The sequence below is a fragment of the Marinimicrobium sp. UBA4209 genome, from assembly GCF_002381585.1.
GTDB lineage: Bacteria > Pseudomonadota > Gammaproteobacteria > Pseudomonadales > Cellvibrionaceae > Marinimicrobium > Marinimicrobium koreense.
Map to the genome: position 1 here is coordinate 1 of NZ_DFTP01000031.1, position 18,208 is coordinate 18,208.

18 protein-coding genes are annotated in these 18,208 nt (G+C 60.4%); 15 read left to right on the top strand and 3 right to left on the bottom strand.

Annotation, left to right across the window (positions count from 1 at the left end; all coding sequences use genetic code 11):
- The first annotated feature begins 201 nt into the window (after positions 1–201).
- The 8 genes from miaA (at position 202) to B3187_RS04460 (ending at position 7,930) form a co-directional block, all read left to right on the top strand.
- On the top strand, positions 202–1,194 hold the full coding sequence (gene miaA / locus B3187_RS04425) for a tRNA (adenosine(37)-N6)-dimethylallyltransferase MiaA (RefSeq protein ID WP_123638185.1): 993 nt from the start codon (positions 202–204) through the stop codon (positions 1,192–1,194).
- Positions 1,195–1,306: 112 nt separating this feature from the next.
- Complete coding sequence (gene hfq / locus B3187_RS04430) at positions 1,307–1,567, top strand: RNA chaperone Hfq (RefSeq protein ID WP_024461140.1); 261 nt, start codon at positions 1,307–1,309, stop codon at positions 1,565–1,567.
- Between the two features lie 20 nt (positions 1,568–1,587).
- The gene (hflX, locus tag B3187_RS04435; protein WP_286804768.1) at positions 1,588–2,904 is read left to right on the top strand and encodes a ribosome rescue GTPase HflX; all 1,317 of its coding nucleotides are present in this window, start codon (positions 1,588–1,590) and stop codon (positions 2,902–2,904) included.
- A 119-nt stretch (positions 2,905–3,023) separates the two neighbouring features.
- Positions 3,024–4,190, top strand: coding sequence for an FtsH protease activity modulator HflK (gene hflK, locus B3187_RS04440; protein ID WP_123638183.1), 1,167 nt, complete (start codon positions 3,024–3,026; stop codon positions 4,188–4,190).
- Entirely contained in the window at positions 4,190–5,065 is an 876-nt protein-coding gene (gene hflC / locus B3187_RS04445) for a protease modulator HflC (RefSeq protein WP_123638182.1), read from the top strand. Before hflK ends, hflC begins: the two co-directional genes overlap by 1 nt.
- Positions 5,066–5,164: 99 nt before the next feature.
- Positions 5,165–5,350 (top strand): DUF2065 domain-containing protein, encoded by a 186-nt coding sequence (locus B3187_RS04450; RefSeq protein WP_123638181.1) that lies wholly within the window; start codon positions 5,165–5,167, stop codon positions 5,348–5,350.
- A 60-nt stretch (positions 5,351–5,410) separates the two neighbouring features.
- Entirely contained in the window at positions 5,411–6,589 is a 1,179-nt protein-coding gene (locus B3187_RS04455; protein ID WP_286804772.1) for an ATP phosphoribosyltransferase regulatory subunit, read from the top strand.
- Between the two features lie 45 nt (positions 6,590–6,634).
- Positions 6,635–7,930 (top strand): adenylosuccinate synthase, encoded by a 1,296-nt coding sequence (locus B3187_RS04460; RefSeq protein WP_286804774.1) that lies wholly within the window; start codon positions 6,635–6,637, stop codon positions 7,928–7,930.
- 502 nt (positions 7,931–8,432) lie between these two features.
- Here B3187_RS04460 and smpB read toward each other — a convergent pair.
- Positions 8,433–8,915: an SsrA-binding protein SmpB gene (smpB, locus tag B3187_RS04465; protein WP_024461133.1), complete on the bottom strand. Its 483-nt coding sequence runs from the start codon at positions 8,913–8,915 to the stop codon at positions 8,433–8,435.
- Positions 8,916–9,114: 199 nt separating this feature from the next.
- On the opposite strand from smpB, the gene B3187_RS04470 reads away from it, so the two are divergent.
- The 3 genes from B3187_RS04470 to B3187_RS04480 are packed head-to-tail and all read left to right on the top strand — an operon-like array spanning position 9,115 to position 11,269.
- Positions 9,115–10,473 carry a sodium-dependent transporter gene (locus tag B3187_RS04470; RefSeq protein ID WP_286804776.1) on the top strand — a complete coding sequence of 453 codons (1,359 nt, stop codon included), beginning with the start codon at positions 9,115–9,117 and terminating at the stop codon, positions 10,471–10,473.
- 28 nt (positions 10,474–10,501) lie between these two features.
- Positions 10,502–10,936: a type II toxin-antitoxin system RatA family toxin gene (locus tag B3187_RS04475; protein WP_286804779.1), complete on the top strand. Its 435-nt coding sequence runs from the start codon at positions 10,502–10,504 to the stop codon at positions 10,934–10,936.
- 12 nt (positions 10,937–10,948) lie between these two features.
- Positions 10,949–11,269, top strand: coding sequence for an RnfH family protein (locus B3187_RS04480; RefSeq protein WP_123638176.1), 321 nt, complete (start codon positions 10,949–10,951; stop codon positions 11,267–11,269).
- Between the two features lie 59 nt (positions 11,270–11,328).
- On the opposite strand, the gene B3187_RS04485 is transcribed toward B3187_RS04480, so the two are convergent.
- The gene (locus B3187_RS04485) at positions 11,329–11,790 is read right to left on the bottom strand and encodes an outer membrane protein assembly factor BamE (protein ID WP_024461129.1); all 462 of its coding nucleotides are present in this window, start codon (positions 11,788–11,790) and stop codon (positions 11,329–11,331) included.
- Positions 11,791–11,867: 77 nt separating this feature from the next.
- On the opposite strand from B3187_RS04485, the gene fur reads away from it, so the two are divergent.
- A complete protein-coding gene (gene fur / locus B3187_RS04490) occupies positions 11,868–12,275 on the top strand; it encodes a ferric iron uptake transcriptional regulator (RefSeq protein WP_024461128.1) in 408 nt (135 codons plus the stop codon).
- Positions 12,276–12,342: 67 nt separating this feature from the next.
- Here fur and recN read toward each other — a convergent pair whose 3' ends face one another.
- On the bottom strand, positions 12,343–14,019 hold the full coding sequence (gene recN, locus B3187_RS04495) for a DNA repair protein RecN (protein ID WP_286804784.1): 1,677 nt from the start codon (positions 14,017–14,019) through the stop codon (positions 12,343–12,345).
- 196 nt (positions 14,020–14,215) lie between these two features.
- Here recN and grpE point away from each other — a divergent pair, with 196 nt between their 5' ends.
- The 3 genes from grpE to dnaJ all read left to right on the top strand — a co-directional run bounded on the left by grpE (position 14,216) and on the right by dnaJ (position 18,135).
- Positions 14,216–14,806, top strand: a complete 591-nt coding sequence (gene grpE / locus B3187_RS04500; protein ID WP_286804786.1) for a nucleotide exchange factor GrpE — start codon at positions 14,216–14,218, stop codon at positions 14,804–14,806.
- 174 nt (positions 14,807–14,980) lie between these two features.
- Positions 14,981–16,909, top strand: a complete 1,929-nt coding sequence (gene dnaK, locus B3187_RS04505) for a molecular chaperone DnaK (protein WP_123638173.1) — start codon at positions 14,981–14,983, stop codon at positions 16,907–16,909.
- Between the two features lie 95 nt (positions 16,910–17,004).
- Positions 17,005–18,135, top strand: coding sequence for a molecular chaperone DnaJ (gene dnaJ, locus B3187_RS04510; protein WP_286804789.1), 1,131 nt, complete (start codon positions 17,005–17,007; stop codon positions 18,133–18,135).
- The last annotated feature ends 73 nt before the right edge of the window (positions 18,136–18,208 follow it).

Below are 18,208 nucleotides of genomic sequence, written 5' to 3' on the forward strand. Positions count from 1 at the left end.
GGTCCGGATTGGGGTAGACCCTTCCCGGACCGTGGAGCGGGGGACCCGCGATGCGAGCCCCCAGGGGCCGCTCTGTGGCATCCATGCCATCGCGGCATTAGTGCATCCATGCACGTCATGGGTTTACGGCGTGTCCGGGAAGGGTCTACCCCAATCCGGACCGGACTCTCTACGAAGTACTAAAACACGGCGCTATAAACCATGACCAACCGCCAAAAAGTCATCTTCCTGATGGGCCCCACCGCCTCCGGCAAAACCGCCCTGGCCATGGCCCTGCGCGAGCACCTGCCGGTGGAGCTGATCAGTGTCGACTCCACCCTGGTCTACCGGGGCATGGATATTGGCACCGCCAAACCCACCGCCGAGGAGCTCGCTCGGGCGCCGCACCGCTTGATTGATATCCGCGACCCGGCCGATCCCTACTCGGTGGCGGATTTTCGGGCCGACGCCGAGCGGGAAATCGCCGATATTCACGCCGCTGGCCGTATCCCGCTGCTGGTGGGCGGCACCATGCTCTATTTTAAAGCCCTGCTGGACGGCCTGGCGCCCATGCCCGAGGCGGATCCGGCGGTACGCGAAGCCATTGAGCGTGAGGCCGCCGAGCACGGCTGGCCCCATATTCACGCGCAATTGGCCGAGGTGGACCCCGAAATGGCGGCCGAGATTCACCCCAACCACTCCCAGCGCCTCAGTCGTGCCCTGGAAGTCTACCGGGTCAGCGGCAAAACCATGACCGAGCTGCGCCGCGAGCAGCAGGCCCAGGCGGGCCCGGCGTTTACCGAGCGCTTTGATGTCACCCAGTTGGCCATATCTCCCCGTGATCGCAAGGTGCTGCATCAGCGTATACAGACCCGGTTTGAGCAGATGTTGGAACAGGGACTGATCGATGAGGTCAAAACCCTGCGTGCCCGCGGCGATCTCCAGCCCAGCCTGCCGGCGATACGGGCGGTAGGCTACCGTCAAGTCTGGGAGTACCTGGACGCTGAGGAAGGGCCGGGGCCGACCATGAGCCGAAGCGAGCTCTGTGAGCGGGGGGTGGTGGCGACGCGCCAGCTGGCCAAGCGCCAGGTGACGTGGCTGCGGGGTTGGCCTTCACTCTCGTGGATTTACACGCAGGACGAGTCCGGTTCAGATCTCAACTTGCAAGAAATTGTTAAGAACACCTTGAATTCTATGGGTACTACGACCATATAATAGCGGTGTGAGAATCCTAGTCAGTTTTTCATGTTTTTCTGGCCGCCCCCTTTCCAGCTCCAGTGGGGAGGACTTAGGCGGATAAATTTCTATCTCGATAAGGAGAATAACCATGTCAAAAGGGCATAGTTTACAAGACCCTTACCTGAACGTACTGCGCAAAGAGCGTGTACCGGTATCCATTTACCTGGTAAACGGCATCAAGTTGCAGGGTCAGGTTGAATCGTTCGACCAGTTTGTTGTGCTGCTGAAGAACACTGTCAGCCAGATGGTCTACAAGCATGCCATTTCCACGGTTGTGCCCTCTCGCGCTGTGCGTGTTCCTCTGCTGAATCCGGCGGAAGGCGAAGGCGAGGAAGCACCGGCCGAGTAATCTGCCGCTGAGGTAACTACTTGTTTTTTGATCGTCCCGACTCCGGTGAACTGGCGGTGCTGGTTCACCTGGATCTCTCCCACGGCCAGGCGCCGGAAGACCCCCGAGAATTTGAAGAGCTGGTATTGTCTGCCGGTGGCGACCCGATCGCTCTGGTGGGTGGTCAGCGCGCGGCTCCCCATGCCAAATACTTTGTCGGCACCGGCAAGCTCGAAGAGCTGCAGGCGGTGGTGAAGGAAAATGGTGCGGAACTGGTCATCTTCAACCACACACTCTCTCCCAGTCAGGAGCGTAACCTGGAGCAGGCACTCGAGTGCCGGGTTCTGGATCGTACCGGCCTGATTCTGGATATTTTTGCCCAGCGCGCCCGCACCTTTGAGGGCAAATTGCAGGTGGAGTTGGCGCAGCTGCGTCATATGGCCACGCGCCTGGTGCGCGGCTGGACCCACCTGGAGCGCCAGAAGGGCGGTATCGGCCTGCGGGGCCCGGGTGAAACCCAGCTCGAAACCGACCGTCGACTGCTGCGCGGGCGGATTACCGCCATCGAGAAGCGGCTGGCCAAGGTGCGCACCCAGCGTAATCAGGGGCGCCGTTCCCGCCAGCGAGCGGATATTCCCACGGTGTCCCTGGTGGGCTACACCAACGCCGGCAAATCCACGCTGTTCAACCAGATTACCGATGCCAAGGTGTTCGCGGAGAACCAACTGTTCGCCACCCTGGATCCGACCATGCGTCGGCTCGAAGTGCCCGATGTCGGCGCGCTGATTCTGGCCGATACGGTGGGCTTCATCAGCCATTTGCCGCACAAGCTGGTGCAGGCCTTCCGGGCGACCCTAGAGGAGGCCAGCAATTCCAGCCTGCTGCTCCACGTGATCGATGCGGCGGCGGAGGAGCGGCTGCACAATATCGAGCAGGTCGAGGAGGTGCTGGCGGAAATCGGCGCGGCGGAACTGCCGGAATTACGTGTCTACAACAAGATTGATCTGCTCGGTATGGAGCCCCGTATCGATCGTGATGACCACGGCAAGCCGATTGCCGTGTGGCTGTCTGCCCAGACCGGGCAGGGGGTCGAGTTGCTGATGGAAGCCATCTCCGATGCCCTGGGGCGGGAGATGGTTGCCGGGCGGCTGCAGCTCAAGCCCGAGCAGGGGCGCCTGCGGGCCAAGCTCTATCAACAGCAGGCGGTGGCCGACGAACAGCACGGCGAGGACGGCTCGGTGTTACTGGAGATACGGCTGCCCAAAAGTGATCTGATGCGTTTGCTGAGCGCTGAAAACCTGCGCTATGACGAATTGCACTGGGCCGACGGAGACGATTCCGACCGAATTGCCTGTTAGAGCGGCGCCCGACTTTGCTAGAATCTCGCTCTTGCCGGAGCGATCTGCTTGACGGTACCCGAATACCCATTCCGCAGTGCCTGTCGCTGGGGAAAGACGTTAATCGACGGAGAGTCAATATGGCCTGGAATGAACCGGGAGGCGGGGGTAAGGACCCCTGGGGAGGCGGCAATAACAGCGGCCCGCCGGATTTGGATGAAGCCTGGAAGAAATTTCGCGATCGGCTGAATGGCCTGTTCGGCGGATCGGGCGGTGGCTCCGGTAGTGGCGGCAATGCCGGCAGTGCCGCACCTCTGGTGGGTATTGTGCTGCTGGTTGCGGCCGCCATTTACTTCGTGCTCGGTTTCTATGTGGTCGATGCCAAAGAGCGCGCGGTGGTGCTGCAGTTCGGTGCATTCCAGGAAATCAAGGATGCCGGGCTGCGCTGGAATGCGCCGCTGATCACGACTGTCTTTGTGGAGAACGTAACTGAGGAGCGGCAGTACCCTTCCCGTGGGCTGATGTTGACGCAGGACGAAAGCATCGTCGAGCTGCCGATTACCGTGCAGTACAACGTCAATGACGTGAAGGCGTTTGTGCTGAACGTCCGCGACCCGGAAAACAGCCTACGCCAAGCCGCTGACAGTGCGCTGCGTCATGTGGTGGGTTCAAGTGAGATCAATCAGGTGCTCTCCGGGGGGCGTCAGCTGATTGCGGATGAAGTGCAGCAACGCCTGCAGAATTATCTGGACAGCTACGGCGCGGGTATCGCCGTGCGTGAAGTGAACATCCAGGAGGCTCGCCCACCGGAAGAGGTGCGCGACGCTTTTGATGATGTGATCAAGGCCAAAGAGGACGAAGAGCGCCTCAAGAACGAAGCCCAGGCGTACGCCAACTCGGTGATCCCTCAGGCCCGCGGTCAGGCCCAGCGCATGATCGAGGAGGCGGAGGCCTACCGGGCTCGCGTCGTGGCCGAGGCGGAAGGTGAGTCCCGCCGCTTTGAGCTGCTGATGGCCGAATTCGACAAGGCCCCCGAGGTGACCCGGCGTCGCCTGTATATCGACGCGGTTGAGGAAGTGTTTTCCAAGGCCAGCAAAGTCATGGTCGATGTGGAAGATGGCAACAACATGATGTATCTGCCGCTGGACCGTCTGCAGAACCGTCAGAGCGATGGGGCGTCGGGCAACGCCGGCCAGACCGGCATGTCGGCCGACGCGCTGCGGGATGTCACTGAGCAGGTGACCCGCGAGCTCAATCGTCGCCCATCCAGCGCCACGCGAACCAACACTCGGGGGGATATTCGCTGATGTCCAATAAAGGTATCTTTACCCTGGTCCTACTGGGTGTCCTGGTTCTGGTTGGCGCCAATACGGTGTTCATTGTGAATGAATACGAGCGCGCCGTTGTGCTTCGTTTTGGTGCTCTGGTGAACGCGGATGTACAGCCCGGCGTACACATCAAGCTTCCCTTCGCGGATCGGGTCCGTAAATTCGATGGTCGGATATTGACCGCTGACGCCCGTCCCGAGAGTTTTTACACGGTGGAGAACAAGCGCTTGATCGTCGACTCCTATGCCAAGTGGCGGGTCAAGAACGTCGAGGCCTACTACAAGGCCACCGGTGGTCAGGAAGATGTGGCTGATGCCCGTCTCGCCTCCCGGGTGGCGGACGGTCTGCGTAACGAGGTCGGTCGGCGCACCCTGCATGAAGTGGTCTCGGGTGAGCGGGACAAGCTGATGGAAGATCTGACCGCTCAGATGAACGAAACCGCCATGGAGCTGCTGGGGGTTGAAGTGATTGATATCCGCGTAAAGCGGATCGATCTGCCTGACGATGTCAGTGAGTCGGTTTTTGACCGGATGGCCGCTGACCGCGAGAAGGAGGCCCGCGAGTACCGTGCCACCGGTCGCGAGCAGGCGGAAGTGATTCGGGCGGATGCCGATCGCCAGCGCGCGGTGCTCGAGGCCAACGCCTATCGCGATGCTGAACTTCTGCGTGGTGATGGCGATGCCAGGGCGGCGGCCATTTACGCCGCGGCGTTCAACCAGAACCCGGATTTCTATGCCTTTGTGCGCAGCCTGAATGCCTACAGGAATGCCTTCAACGGCAGTGATGACCTTCTGGTGGTGGACCCGTCGAGCGAGTTCTTCCAGTACCTGAAGAATGCCGAAGGCCAAAAATAGCCGGGCAATGGGCACCATTTGCCCGCAAAAAGTGCTAAAATCCTGCCGCCGGGCGCGTGAAGCGCCCGGTTTTTTGTGTCCGGTTTGGGAGTGGCCGCCATGTGGGAAGACCTCGCGCGCGCCTTCTGCCTGATGCTGGTGATCGAGGGCATACTTCCGTTTCTGTACCCCCAGCGCTGGCGCCAGGCCGTGGCAACGCTGGCCAGGGTAGATGATCGCCGACTGCGCACCATGGGTCTGGTAAGCATGCTTATCGGGGCCGGCCTGCTGCTGTGGCTTCGTTAGACGTTGTCTCCCGGCCGGGACCATTGCGTACGCTGAATCCAACAACTGTTCGAGTCTGTTATGACCTATGCTGACCGCTGGCTGTTGCCCGACGGTGTTGAGGAAATTCTGCCTGCCGAGGCCGAGGCCATTGAGCAACTGCGCCGTCGCCTGGTAGACCTCTACCGCACCTGGGGTTACGACCTGGTGATTCCGCCGTTGCTGGAGTACACCGACTCCTTGCTGACCGGCCTGGGCCGCGATGTGGATCTGCTCACCTTCAAAGTGACCGATCAGCTCTCGGGCCGCACCCTGGGTATCCGCGCCGATATTACGCCGCAGACCGCCCGCATGGATGCCCACAGTTTTACGCTGCCCGGCGCCAATCGCCTCTGCTACGCCGGCCATGTGGTTCACGCCAAACCCAAGAACCCCCTCGCCACCCGTACCCCCATTCAGGCCGGGGTCGAATTCTTTGGTGAGCCGGGCACTCGGGCCGATATCGAAGTGGTGTCGCTGCTGCTCGAATCCCTCACCCTGGCGGGGCTTCCGCGCCAGCACATCGACCTGGGGCATGTCGGTATTTATCGGGCCCTGGCCGATGCCGCCGATCTGAGCCAGGCACAGGAAGATATCTTTTTCGACCTGCTGCAGCGCAAGGCCGTCACCGAAATTCGCGCCTGGGTAGCGGACAACCTGAATGGTTCGCCCCTGGCCGAGGTGTTCCTTGCGCTGCCGGGGCTGGCCGGCGATCGGTCCGTGCTGGATCGGGCTCGGAACTGTTTTGCCCAGTGCCCGCCCGCCGTGCTGGCGGCCGTGGATCAACTGGAGCAGGTCGCCAACGTGGTGGCTGAGCGCTACCCGGCGGCGGAACTTTACTTCGACCTCGGCGAAGTCCGCGGTTACCACTACCTGACCGGCCTGGTGTTCGCGGCCTTTGCGCCCGGTTATGGCAACCCGATCGCCAGTGGCGGCCGGTACGATCATATTGGTGAAGTCTTCGGCCGGGCTCGGCCCGCGACCGGGTTTGCGGTGGATATTTCCGCGATCAGTAAATTGGGGTTGATCGAGCGCCAGGTCCCCAGGGGAGTCTGGGCCACCGATCAGGCCACGCCCGAGCAGTGGCAGGCCGTACAGGCGTTGCGGGCAAAAGGGGAACGGGTGGTCTTCGGCGCCGAGCCAACACCGCCCGAGGAAGCGGGCTGTGACCGCCAACTGGTCCTGAAGGACGGACACTACCAGGTTATTCCTCTGGCCTGATCGGCCGGGGAGCACATTCAATGTTACAAAATGAGTTGCACAAACATGGGTAAGAACGTCGTGATTTTGGGCACCCAGTGGGGTGACGAAGGCAAGGGTAAGATCGTCGACCTGCTGACCGATCAGGTATCGCTGGTGGCCCGCTTCCAGGGCGGCCACAATGCCGGCCATACACTGGTGATCGACGGTGAGAAGACCGTTCTTCACCTGATCCCCTCCGGCATTTTGCGTGAAGATGTCACCTGCCTGATCGGCAACGGCGTGGTGCTGTCTCCCGAGGCCCTGTTCAAGGAAATTGCCGAGCTGGAAGCCAAGAACGTTCCCGTGCGCAAGCGCCTGCGCCTGTCGCCGGCCTGCCCGCTGATTCTGCCCTACCACATTGCCCTGGACCAGGCGCGCGAGGCGGCCCGTGGCAACGCAAAGATTGGCACCACCGGCCGGGGTATTGGTCCGGCCTACGAAGACAAAGTGGCCCGCCGGGGCCTGCGCCTGGGCGATCTGTTGCATATGGACCGTTTTGCGACCAAGTTAAAAGAAGTGCTGGATTACCACAACTTCATGCTGACCAGTTATTACGGCGTGGATGCAGTGGATTACCAACAGGTGCTGGACACCTGCACCGCCTGGGCTGAAGAGCTGCGCCCGATGATCACTGACGTGACCGAGGCGCTGCACAGCGCCCGCGAGCGCGGCGAAGGCATTCTGTTCGAGGGGGCCCAGGGTTCTCTGCTGGATATTGACCACGGTACCTATCCGTTTGTGACCTCCTCCAACACCACCGCTGGCGGCACCGCGACTGGCTCCGGTTTTGGCCCCATGTACCTCGATTATGTGCTGGGCATCACCAAGGCGTACACCACTCGTGTCGGCTCCGGCCCATTCCCCACCGAGCTTGACTGCGGTGTGGGTCAGCACCTGGGTGAGAAAGGGCACGAGTTTGGCGCGACCACGGGCCGCAAGCGTCGCTGTGGCTGGTTTGATGCGGTGGCTCTGCATCACGTCAACCGGATCAACAGCGTCACCGGCCTGTGTCTGACCAAGCTGGATGTGCTGGACGGTCTGGACACGGTGAAAATCTGTGTTGAGTACCGCGATGCCCAGGGGAATCCGGTAGGGATTCCGTTCGATGCCGAGGGCTGGGAGGCGATTGAGCCGGTGTATGAGGAGCTGCCGGGTTGGCAGGAGTCGACCGTTGGTGCCAAGTCTCTGGATGAGCTGCCGGAAAACGCCCGCGCTTATATCCGTCGTCTGGAAGAGATTCTGAAGACACCGGTAGACATCATCTCCACCGGCCCGGACCGCATCGAAACCATCGTCCTGCGCCACCCTTTCTCCGCGTAAGCTCCCCACTGACCTCTCCGTAGGGCGGATAAGGCCAAAGGCCGCATCCGCCGTTACTTGGGCACTGTTCGTGCTCTAATTTTCCAGAGAGTTCAGCCCCTCCAGAACCTCCGGGCTCGCTATCAGGTGGGCTGTTTCGGGCATGGCATTCCGGTGCCTCAAAAGGCTCCGGGCCCGCTACCGGGTGACCTGTTTTCAAAACACATGAACCCATCCCTGGGGCTCCCTCGCTTCATCCCTGAAGCGAGGGTTTGAAAACAGGTCACCCGATACCGTGCCCTCCGAGGTGTATTCACGCTTTGTGGCTGCAAGTTACTTCAGAGGGCTCGGTGTCAGGTAGGCCTTTTCGGAACCCTCGCTTCAGGGAAGAAGCGAGGGAGCTACAGGGATGTATTCATCGCGTTTCCGAAAAGGCCTACCTGATGCCGAGCCCGGACAGTCTGGAGGGGACAGGCTGCTTGGTGGGTCCAGGCTCTTTGGAGAAGAAAAATAGTGAAAAGAGCTACCGATTGACATCCTTCATGATCGCCCGCTTCTGACGATTCCAATCGCGCTCCTTCTCCGTCTCGCGCTTATCGTGCTCCTGCTTCCCTTTACCCAGCGCCACCTCGCACTTCACCAAGTGCTTCTTCCAATACAGCGCCGTTGCCACCACCGTATAGCCCTTCTGCTCCGCCGCCGCCTGCAGCTTCGCAATCTCCTTGCGCTTGAGCAGCAGTTTGCGAGTGCGGGTCGGATCGGTCACAAAGTGAGTCGACGCCGTGGGCAACGGTGATATGTGGGCGCCGAGCAACCACGCCTCGCCGTTTTTGAACAGCACATAGGTATCCGTCAGCTGCACCTTACCCTGGCGCAGGCTCTTCACCTCCCAACCCTGCAGCGACAGGCCCGCCTCCACGCGATCCTGCAGCGCGAAATCAAACTTGGCCTTCTTGTTCAGGGCAATGGTATTGCCGCTGGGTTTCTTACCCTTCTTCTTACTCATCGAAATGATCAACCTTGCTCGGGGCGTGAATGTGCGGCGGGCATTATAAAGGCTTGAAGGCCTCTCTGTCTGCCCGGATTCGGGGGCGAACCCTGCACATTCCCGACAATTGCCGTTACAATGCCGCCTTTGTGCCCGCAACAGCGGGTCGGCCGCGTGCGCCAGAGCGGCGCAAACCGACTATAGCCCGGAGCCAGCCGTGGAACGCATCAAACAACACGCGATTTGGGGACATAAAGGCACCTTTGTCCTGGCCGCCACCGGTTCGGCGGTGGGGCTGGGCAACATCTGGAAGTTTCCCTACATCACCGGCGAAAATGGCGGTGGGGCGTTTGTGCTCATGTACCTGGTGTTTATCGCTCTGATCGGCGTGCCGGTGATGATTGCCGAGGTGGTGCTCGGGCGTCACGGTCGCGCCAACCCGGTGGATTCGGTCAGGAAAATGGCGCAACAGAGTCGGGTCTCGCCCCACTGGAGCCTAATTGGGGCGCTCGGAGTATTGACCGCGTTTCTGATCCTGTCGTTCTACAGTGTGGTGGCCGGCTGGGCGCTGGATTATATGAGTACCGCGGTGCAGGGTGGTTTCAGTGGCTGGAACGGGGAAACGGCCAGCGCCGCTTTTGCAGCCTTGCGGGCGGATCCGGCGCGCCTGATGCTCTGGCAGACGGTATTTATCGGCTTGACCGTGCTGGTGGTTGCCTTCGGGGTGACTCGCGGGTTGGAAGCCGCGGTGCGGGTACTGATGCCGCTGTTGTTTCTGTTGTTGTTGCTGTTGCTGGGCTACGCCGCCGTGGCGGGGGAGTTCGCCCAGGGGCTGCACTTCATGTTTGATTTCAACGTGTCGGACCTGTCCTGGCAGGGCGCATCGATCGCCCTCGGCCATGCGTTTTTTACCCTGAGTCTAGCCATGGGGGCGATCATGGCCTACGGCTCCTATATGCCCGGCAAGGCCTCCATCGGCAAGATGGTTCTGACGGTGGCGGTGCTGGATACGTTGGTCGCACTGGTGGCGGGGCTGGCGATGTTCCCGATCGTGTTTGCCACCCCGGGCATTTCACCCGGCGACGGTCCCGGCCTGATGTTTGTCAGTCTGCCGGTGGCCTTTGGCAATATGCCCGGTGGGGTTATTTTTGGGGCGGCCTTCTTTGTGCTGGTGACCCTGGCCGCCTGGAGCTCCACCATCTCGCTGCTCGAGCCCTGTGTGGCCTATATCACGGAACGCTTTGGGCTCAAGCGGTACACGGCGAACGGATTGATTGCCGGCAGTGCCTGGCTGCTGGGCATTGGCTCGGTTCTGTCGTTCAATCACTGGGCCGACTTCACCGGACTGTTCGGTATGAACGTGTTTGGTTTTCTGGATTTTGTCACCCAGCGGGTGATGTTGCCGCTGGGCGGTCTGGCCATGGCGCTGTTTGTCGGCTGGGTGGCCCGTCGGGAGCTGTTGCGCCATGAGCTGCGCCAGGAGAGCGAGCGCCAGTTTGAGCTCTGGTTGACGCTCCTCAAATACCTTTGTCCGCCGGCGTTATTGCTGATTCTGATCGGCGGCTTCTGGGCCTGATGGCCGCGAATCAACGGGAGATGTTTTCTTGACCCATCGAGTAGAACGCAGTGCGCTGGTGAACTATTCACCCGCGCAGATGTTTGAGCTGGTAAACGATATCGAGGCCTATCCGGAGTACATGAGTGACTGCGTCGGCGCCGAGGTGTTGAGCCGGGGGGATGATTGGCTGGAGGCGCGCCTGGAACTGCAGAAAGCGGGCATCAGTCAGAGTTTTGTGACGCATAACGTGCTGAGGGCGCCGGAGAGCATGACCATGAGTCTGGTGGATGGGCCCTTTTCCCGCCTGGAGGGCAAGTGGACCTTTGAGCCGGTGGGCGAGGGCTGCCGAGTGCGCCTGGAGCTGGAGTTTGATATGCAGAACCGCCTGCTGAGCCTGGCGGTGGGTAAGTTTTTCGAGTCGGCGGCAAGTCAGCAGGTGGATGCGCTGTGCAGCCGTGCCCGACAGATCTATGGTGTATAAGGGGCTGCAAACATGGCGGATGGTGATTTGATTACCGTAGAAGTGGCCTATGCCCGGCCGGACCAACAGAAGATCATAGAGCTGTTGGTGGAGCCGGGTACCACGGCGTATCAGGCGGCTGAGCGCTCGGGTATTGTGAAAGTGTTTCCGGAGATTGATCTGGACAGCGCCAAGATGGGCATCTTTGGTCAGGCGCTCGGAACCAAGGGGCTCAAGCCGCCACGGGAGCACGAGTTGCAGCCCGGGGATCGGGTCGAGATCTATCGACCGCTGATTTCAGATCCGAAAGAGGTGCGTCGCAAAAGGGCGCAGAAGAAACAGGCGGAATCCTGATCGCACGGAGCCTCGTTGGTGAGGCCCCGGTGGTATTGACGGGCGGGGGTGGCCGAGGATCACATGGTGTTGGTGGGTAGTGGCGTCGCCTCGGTGTCATCATTGACGTCTTCACCCGGTGTCGGCAGGGGGTCGCCCTCGATATTGGTCGGTACCAGCGGTGTCTCGTCCTCGTCGCTGCTTTCTTCGGGGCGGACCGCGCTGCCTTCATAGCGGGTCATCTGATCATTTTCGAAGTAAACCGTCAGATGGCGCTCGCGCAGGTTCTCGTCGCCGCGACTCAGGCTGTAGTGATAATCCCAGCGATCCTGGTTGAAACCATCTTCAAGCAGCGGCGTGCCCAGCACAAAGCGCACCTGACGCTTGGTCATGCCGGTTTCGAGTTGGTCGATCATCTCCTGGGTGATGATGTGTCCTTGCTGCACATAGATTTTGTGCACGCCGGGAAATTGGAAATAGGAGCAACCTGTCAAGCTGGCGAACAAGACGGCGACCAGTGAGAGTTTGCTGGCTATTTTCATATAAGGGCTTCCACTTGGCAAAATGAACGGGGATAATACCCGATTGACGCGAATACTGAGAAGGGTTTGGGGGTTAAATGGCCGAAGAAAATCAGGAACTGCGCAAAGCGGGGCTGAAAGTCACCCTGCCCCGGGTGAAGATTCTGCAAATGCTGGAGTCGTCCGAAAACCATCATATGAGCGCCGAAGATGTCTACAAGGCACTGATGGAGGCGGGTGACGATGTGGGCCTGGCCACCGTGTATCGGGTACTGACGCAATTTGAGAGTGCCGGTCTGGTGGAGCGCCACAACTTTGATGGTGGCCACTCAGTGTTTGAAATTGCTCGCGGTGAGCATCACGATCACATGGTCTGTATGGACTCAGGCGAGGTCATTGAGTTCCATAACGAAGAAATCGAGCGCCTGCAGCGGCAGATCGCCGAGCAGCACGGCTACGAGCTGGTTGATCACAACCTGGTGTTGTACGTAAAGCCCAAGAAGTAGTCCTCGGCCATAAAGTGGCCGTATTGCCGGTGGCGGCACCCATGTGGTGCCGCGCGTCCGGGTCCTCTCAGGCCGCTCCCTCTGTCACCATCTCCCTGGCGTGAGCCAACGACTGTTCAGTCACCTTCATGCCACCCAACATGCGGGCAATTTCTTCGATTTTCTGCTCTCCCTCCAGGGTCACCAGTGTGGACTCCGCCGACTGCTTTTTCGCGGTCTTGGTGACCTGGAGGTGTTGGTGGCTCTTGCTGGCCACCTGCGCCAGGTGGGTGACGCAGAGCACCTGACCGCCCTCGCCGAGTTGCCGTAGCAGGCGACCCACCACATCCCCGGTCGCACCCCCGATACCGACATCCACTTCGTCGAACACCAGTGTCGGAATGGCCGAGGTGCGGGCGGTCACCACCTGAATGGCCAGGCTGACCCGAGACAGCTCGCCACCGGAGGCGACCTTGTTCAGCGAGCGGGCCGGCTGACCCGGGTTGGTGCTGATGATGAACTCCACCTCTTCCAGACCCTGAGGGCCGGGCTTGTCGTTCAGCGACGCCAGACTGACTTCCAGGCGGGCATTTGGCATGGCCAGATCACTCAGCTGCTGATTGACCGCTTTGGCCAGTTTGCTGCTGGCGCTCTGCCGGGCTTTGGACAGGGAGCTGGCGGCCTTGCGATAGTCGGCTTCGGCGGCCTGCATCTGCTGCTCCAGCTCATCGAGTCGCTCGTCTCCGCCCTGAAGCTGGGCCAACTCATCGCCCAGGTCAGCGAACAGCTGGGGCAGCTGTTCGGGCCCGATACGGTGCTTGCGGGCAACGTCATAAATCGCGCTCAAGCGCTCCTCGACCTCGCGTAGCCGCTCCGGGTCGAGATTGAAACCATCGATATGATGCTCCACCTCACGCTGGGCCTCGTCGACCTGAATCTGGGCGCTGGTGAGCAGCTGTTCCGCCTCCTGCAGGGCGGCGGACTTCTCGGGCATGTCCCGCAGCAGGTGCAAGGCCCGGTGCATCAGGACACTCAACCCCTGGTCATCATCGCCGCACAGGGCCGACAGTTCGTGGCTGGCACGCAATATATCCTCAGCGTGGGCGAGACTGCGCTGCTCCGCTTCCAGCTCGTCCAGCTCGCCCTCTTTCAGGTCCAGTTGCTCCAACTCCTGCACCTGATAGCTCAATAGCTGATAGCGGGCGCTGACCTCTTCGGCGTTATCGCGCAGGGCTTCAAAGTCGCGCTTGCAAGTCTGCCAGTGTCGGTACGCCTGGCGCACCTTTCCCGCCAGCTCGCTCTGGCCGGCGTATTCATCCAGCAGGTGCCGGTGGGTTTCTTTGCGCAGTAGGGACTGATGCTCGTGCTGACTGTGGATATCGATCAGCATCTCCCCGAGGGTTCTCAGTTGCTGCAGAGTGACTGGGTGGCCGTTGATAAAGGCCTTGGAGCGGCCCTCGGCGGTAATCACCCGTCGCAGCAGGCACTCACTGGGGGCGTCTTCCTGGAGAAGCTCCTGGGCTTCCAGCCACTGGCGGGCAGCCGGTATCCGCTGGGTATCGAAGGTGGCGTGGATATCCGCCTTGCGGGCCCCGGCCCGGACCCGCTGTCCGTCCGCCCGGTCGCCCAGCGTCTGTCCGAGCGCGTCCAGAACGATGGATTTACCGGCACCGGTTTCCCCGGTGATGGCGGTCATGCCGGACCTGAGATCCAGATCCAGCTGGTCTACCAGGGTGAAATGGCGAATGCTGAGATGCGTAAGCATGGTGACCCTCACGGAGCGAGAGAAAATAATCTGTGTTTTTATACAGTAAAACACGGGGTTCGGCCAGAGGGCCAGCAGGAAAATCTGATCGGGCCCTGTTTGGGCCCCTTGAATCCTTCCGCCAAAGCCCCATATAGGCTCCACGTTCTTATTCTGCAGCTCCCGGCTGCCAAGGTAAATGACAACGGAGATCAGTGTGGCTAACGAAGAAAATCGCGACGCTCAAGAGTATGAAGAGGTGGCGGCAGAAACCGGGTCGGCCGATGCCGACACCCATGCCGCTCAGGATGAGGGGGCTGAGGAGGCGTCTGTCGAGGCCCTGCAGGCCAAGGTGGAATCCCTGAGCGCCGCTATGGACGCGGCCAAAGAACAGGTGCTGCGCTCCCAGGCCGAAGCCCAGAATGCCCGTCGTCGGGCCGAGCAGGATGTCGAGAAGGCACACAAGTTCGGCCAGGAGAAGCTGCTGCAGGACCTCTTGCCGGTGGTGGACAACCTGGAGCGGGCGCTCTCGACCATGGATACCGACAATCCCGAGCTGAAGGCGGTGGTTGAGGGTATTCAACTGACGCACAAGTCGTTTATCGATGTGTTGGCCAAGCATCAGGTGGTGCCCGTCAATCCGCAGGGCGAACCCTTTGACCCGGAATTGCATCAGGCCATGACCATGGTCGCCAACCCCGATGTCGAGCCCAACACCGTGATCGACGTGTTCCAGAAGGGTTATACCCTGCACGGTCGCCTGGTCCGTCCGGCGATGGTGGTGGTGTCCAAGGCGGCGGATGCGTGATGGATCGCCGGCAGCCTTAAATTGCCGGCATAAAGGCCTTGAAAAGTATCGAACAGGGCCAATATAGGAAGTAACTGATTGCGAAAGCGGACTCCGGGGTCGGAGCCGCAGACACACACCGAGGCGCGCGAGCTGATCTTTCGCGTTTCGACAGAACATCTTTAGGAGATTTTCATGAGTAAGATCATCGGTATTGACCTGGGTACCACCAACTCCTGTGTATCCGTAATGGAAGGCGGCAAGCCCAAGGTAATCGAAAACGCCGAGGGTGATCGCACAACCCCGTCCATCGTGGCCTTTACCAATGATGGCGAAATCCTCGTTGGCCAGAGCGCCAAGCGCCAAGCCGTGACCAACCCCCACAACACCCTGTATGCGGTCAAGCGCCTGATCGGCCGCAAGTTCAAGGATGATGTGGTTCAGAAAGACATCAAAATGGTGCCTTACAAGATCGTCGCCGCCGATAATGGTGACGCCTGGGTTGAAGTGAAGGACGAAAAGAAAGCACCGCCGCAGATTTCCGCTGAAGTGCTCAAGAAGATGAAGAAAACCGCCGAGGATTACCTGGGCGAGAAGGTCACCGAAGCGGTGATTACCGTTCCGGCCTACTTCAACGACTCCCAGCGTCAGGCGACCAAAGACGCCGGTAAGATTGCTGGCCTGGACGTAAAGCGCATCATCAACGAGCCGACTGCGGCGGCGCTGGCCTATGGTATGGACCAGCAGAAGGGCGACCGCACCATCGCGGTATATGACCTCGGTGGCGGTACCTTTGATATCTCCATTATCGAGATCGCCGACGTGGATGGCGAACACCAGTTTGAAGTGCTGTCCACCAACGGTGACACCTTCCTCGGTGGTGAGGACTTTGACCTGCGCCTGATCGACTACCTGGCCGATGAATTCAAGAAAGAGCAGGGTATTGACCTGCACAACGATCCGCTGGCTCTGCAGCGCCTGAAAGAGGCGGCCGAGAAAGCCAAGATCGAGCTGTCTTCCAGCCAGCAGACCGAAGTGAATCTGCCGTACATTACCGCCGACAACACCGGTCCCAAGCACCTGGTAGTGAAGCTCACCCGGGCCAAGCTTGAATCTCTGGTGGAAGAGCTGGTCACCCGCTCACTCGAGCCGGTGAAGATGGCCATCAAAGACGCCGGCGTATCCGTCAGCGATATCAGCGATGTAATTCTGGTCGGTGGCCAGACCCGTATGCCGATGGTGCAGAAAGCGGTGGCCGACTTCTTCGGTAAGGATCCGCGCAAAGACGTGAACCCGGACGAAGCGGTAGCGGTCGGCGCGGCCATTCAGGGCGCGGTACTGGCCGGTGACGTGAAAGACGTATTGCTGCTCGACGTGACGCCGCTGACCCTGGGTATTGAAACCATGGGTGGTGTGGCCACGCCGCTGATTGAGAAAAACACCACGATTCCGACCAAGAAATCGCAGATTTTCTCAACTGCGGAAGACAACCAGACGGCGGTGACCATTCACGTGGTTCAGGGTGAGCGCAAGCAGGCGGCGCAGAACAAGTCCCTGGGTCGTTTCGACCTGGCCGACATTCCGCCGGCAACCCGCGGTGTGCCGCAAATTGAAGTGACCTTTGATCTGGATGCCAACGGTATCTTGAACGTGAGCGCCAAAGACAAGGCCACTGGCAAAGAGCAGTCCATTGTGATCAAGGCCTCTTCCGGTCTGTCGGATGACGAGATCGAGAAGATGGTGAAAGACGCCGAAGCCAATGCGGAAGCGGACAAGAAGTTTGCCGAGACCGTCACCGCGCGCAACACGCTGGAAGGGCTGATTCACGCCACCCAGAAAACCCTGAAAGACGCCGGTGACAAGGCCACCGACGAAGAGAAGTCGGCCATTGAAGCGGCGATCGCCGAGGCCGAAGAAGCCGTCAAGGGCGAAGACAAGGACGCGATGGAAGCGGCGACCAACAAGCTGACCGAAGCCTCCAGCTCTCTGGCACAGAAGCTCTATGCCGAGCAGCAGGGCCAAGGCGGCGCGGAAGCCGGTGCGGACCAGCAGGAGGCTCCGAAAGACGACGACGGCGCCGTGGATGCCGAGTTCGAAGAAGTGAAGGATGACGAGAAGAAGTAATTCCGCTTCTCCAATCCTTGAAAGACGGTAGCAACAAATGCGGGCATGCCCGCATTTGTTGTGTCTGTAGTAACTGACCAAAAAGCGACTGTAGCATGGCAAAACGCGACTATTACGAAGTGCTGGGCGTCTCCCGGGACGTGTCCGCCGCTGATTTGAAAAAAGCCTATCGTCGAGTGGCGATGAAGCATCACCCGGACCGCAATCCGGGGGACGAAGAGGCGGAGAACAAGTTCAAAGAGGCGAGTGAGGCCTACGAGGTCCTGTCCGACGCGCAGAAGCGTTCTGCCTACGATCAATTTGGCCATGCCGGTGTCGACCAGAGTGCCGGCATGGGCGGTGGCGCCGGAGCCGGTGGTTTCGGCAGCTTCAGTGATATTTTCGGCGATGTGTTCGGCGATATTTTTGGCGGGGGTGGTCGCGGCCGCGGCGGCCCGAGTCGAGGCGCCGACCTGCGCTATAACCTTGAGCTGAGTCTGGAGGATGCCGTCAGAGGCACCAATGTCCAGATCAAGGTGCCGACCCTGGTGGCCTGTGACACCTGTGATGGCAGCGGCGCCAAAAAGGGCACCTCGCCCAAAACCTGTACCACCTGTGGCGGCATCGGCCAGGTGCGTATGCAGCAGGGCTTTTTCTCGGTGCAGCAGGCCTGTCCGACCTGTCGTGGCAAGGGCAGTATAATCACCGACCCCTGCGGCAGCTGTCACGGTCAGGGCCGGGTCGAGCAGACCAAGAAACTGTCGGTCAAGGTGCCCGCCGGTGTCGATACGGGAGACCGCATCCGCCTGTCCGGTGAGGGTGAGGCCGGGGCCGAAGGTGGTCCAGCGGGCGATCTGTACGTAGAAGTGCATGTCAAACCGCACGAGATTTTTCAGCGCGACGGGGCCGACCTGTACTGCGAAGTCCCCGTGGATTTTGTCGATGCGGCGCTCGGTGGAGAGCTGGAAGTTCCCACCCTCGATGGTCGGGTCAAGCTCAAAGTGCCTGCCGAGACCCAGACCGGCAAGTTGTTCCGGCTGCGGAGCAAGGGCGTGACCCCGGTGCGCGGCGGTGCTCGTGGTGACCTGATGTGTCGTGTCGTGGTCGAGACACCGGTGGATCTGACCAGCAAGCAGAAAGAGCTACTGAGGGAGTTTCAGTCCACCATGAAAGGCGGCAAAAACTCGCCCCGGCAGAGCAGCTGGTTTGACGGTATGAAGAACTTCTTCGGCGATATGAAAATCTGATGCTGAAACCTGTGTCGGGTTAAGCGCTTTGCGCTAACCTGTGAGGGGTAGCGGCGGATGCGCCTTCGGCTTA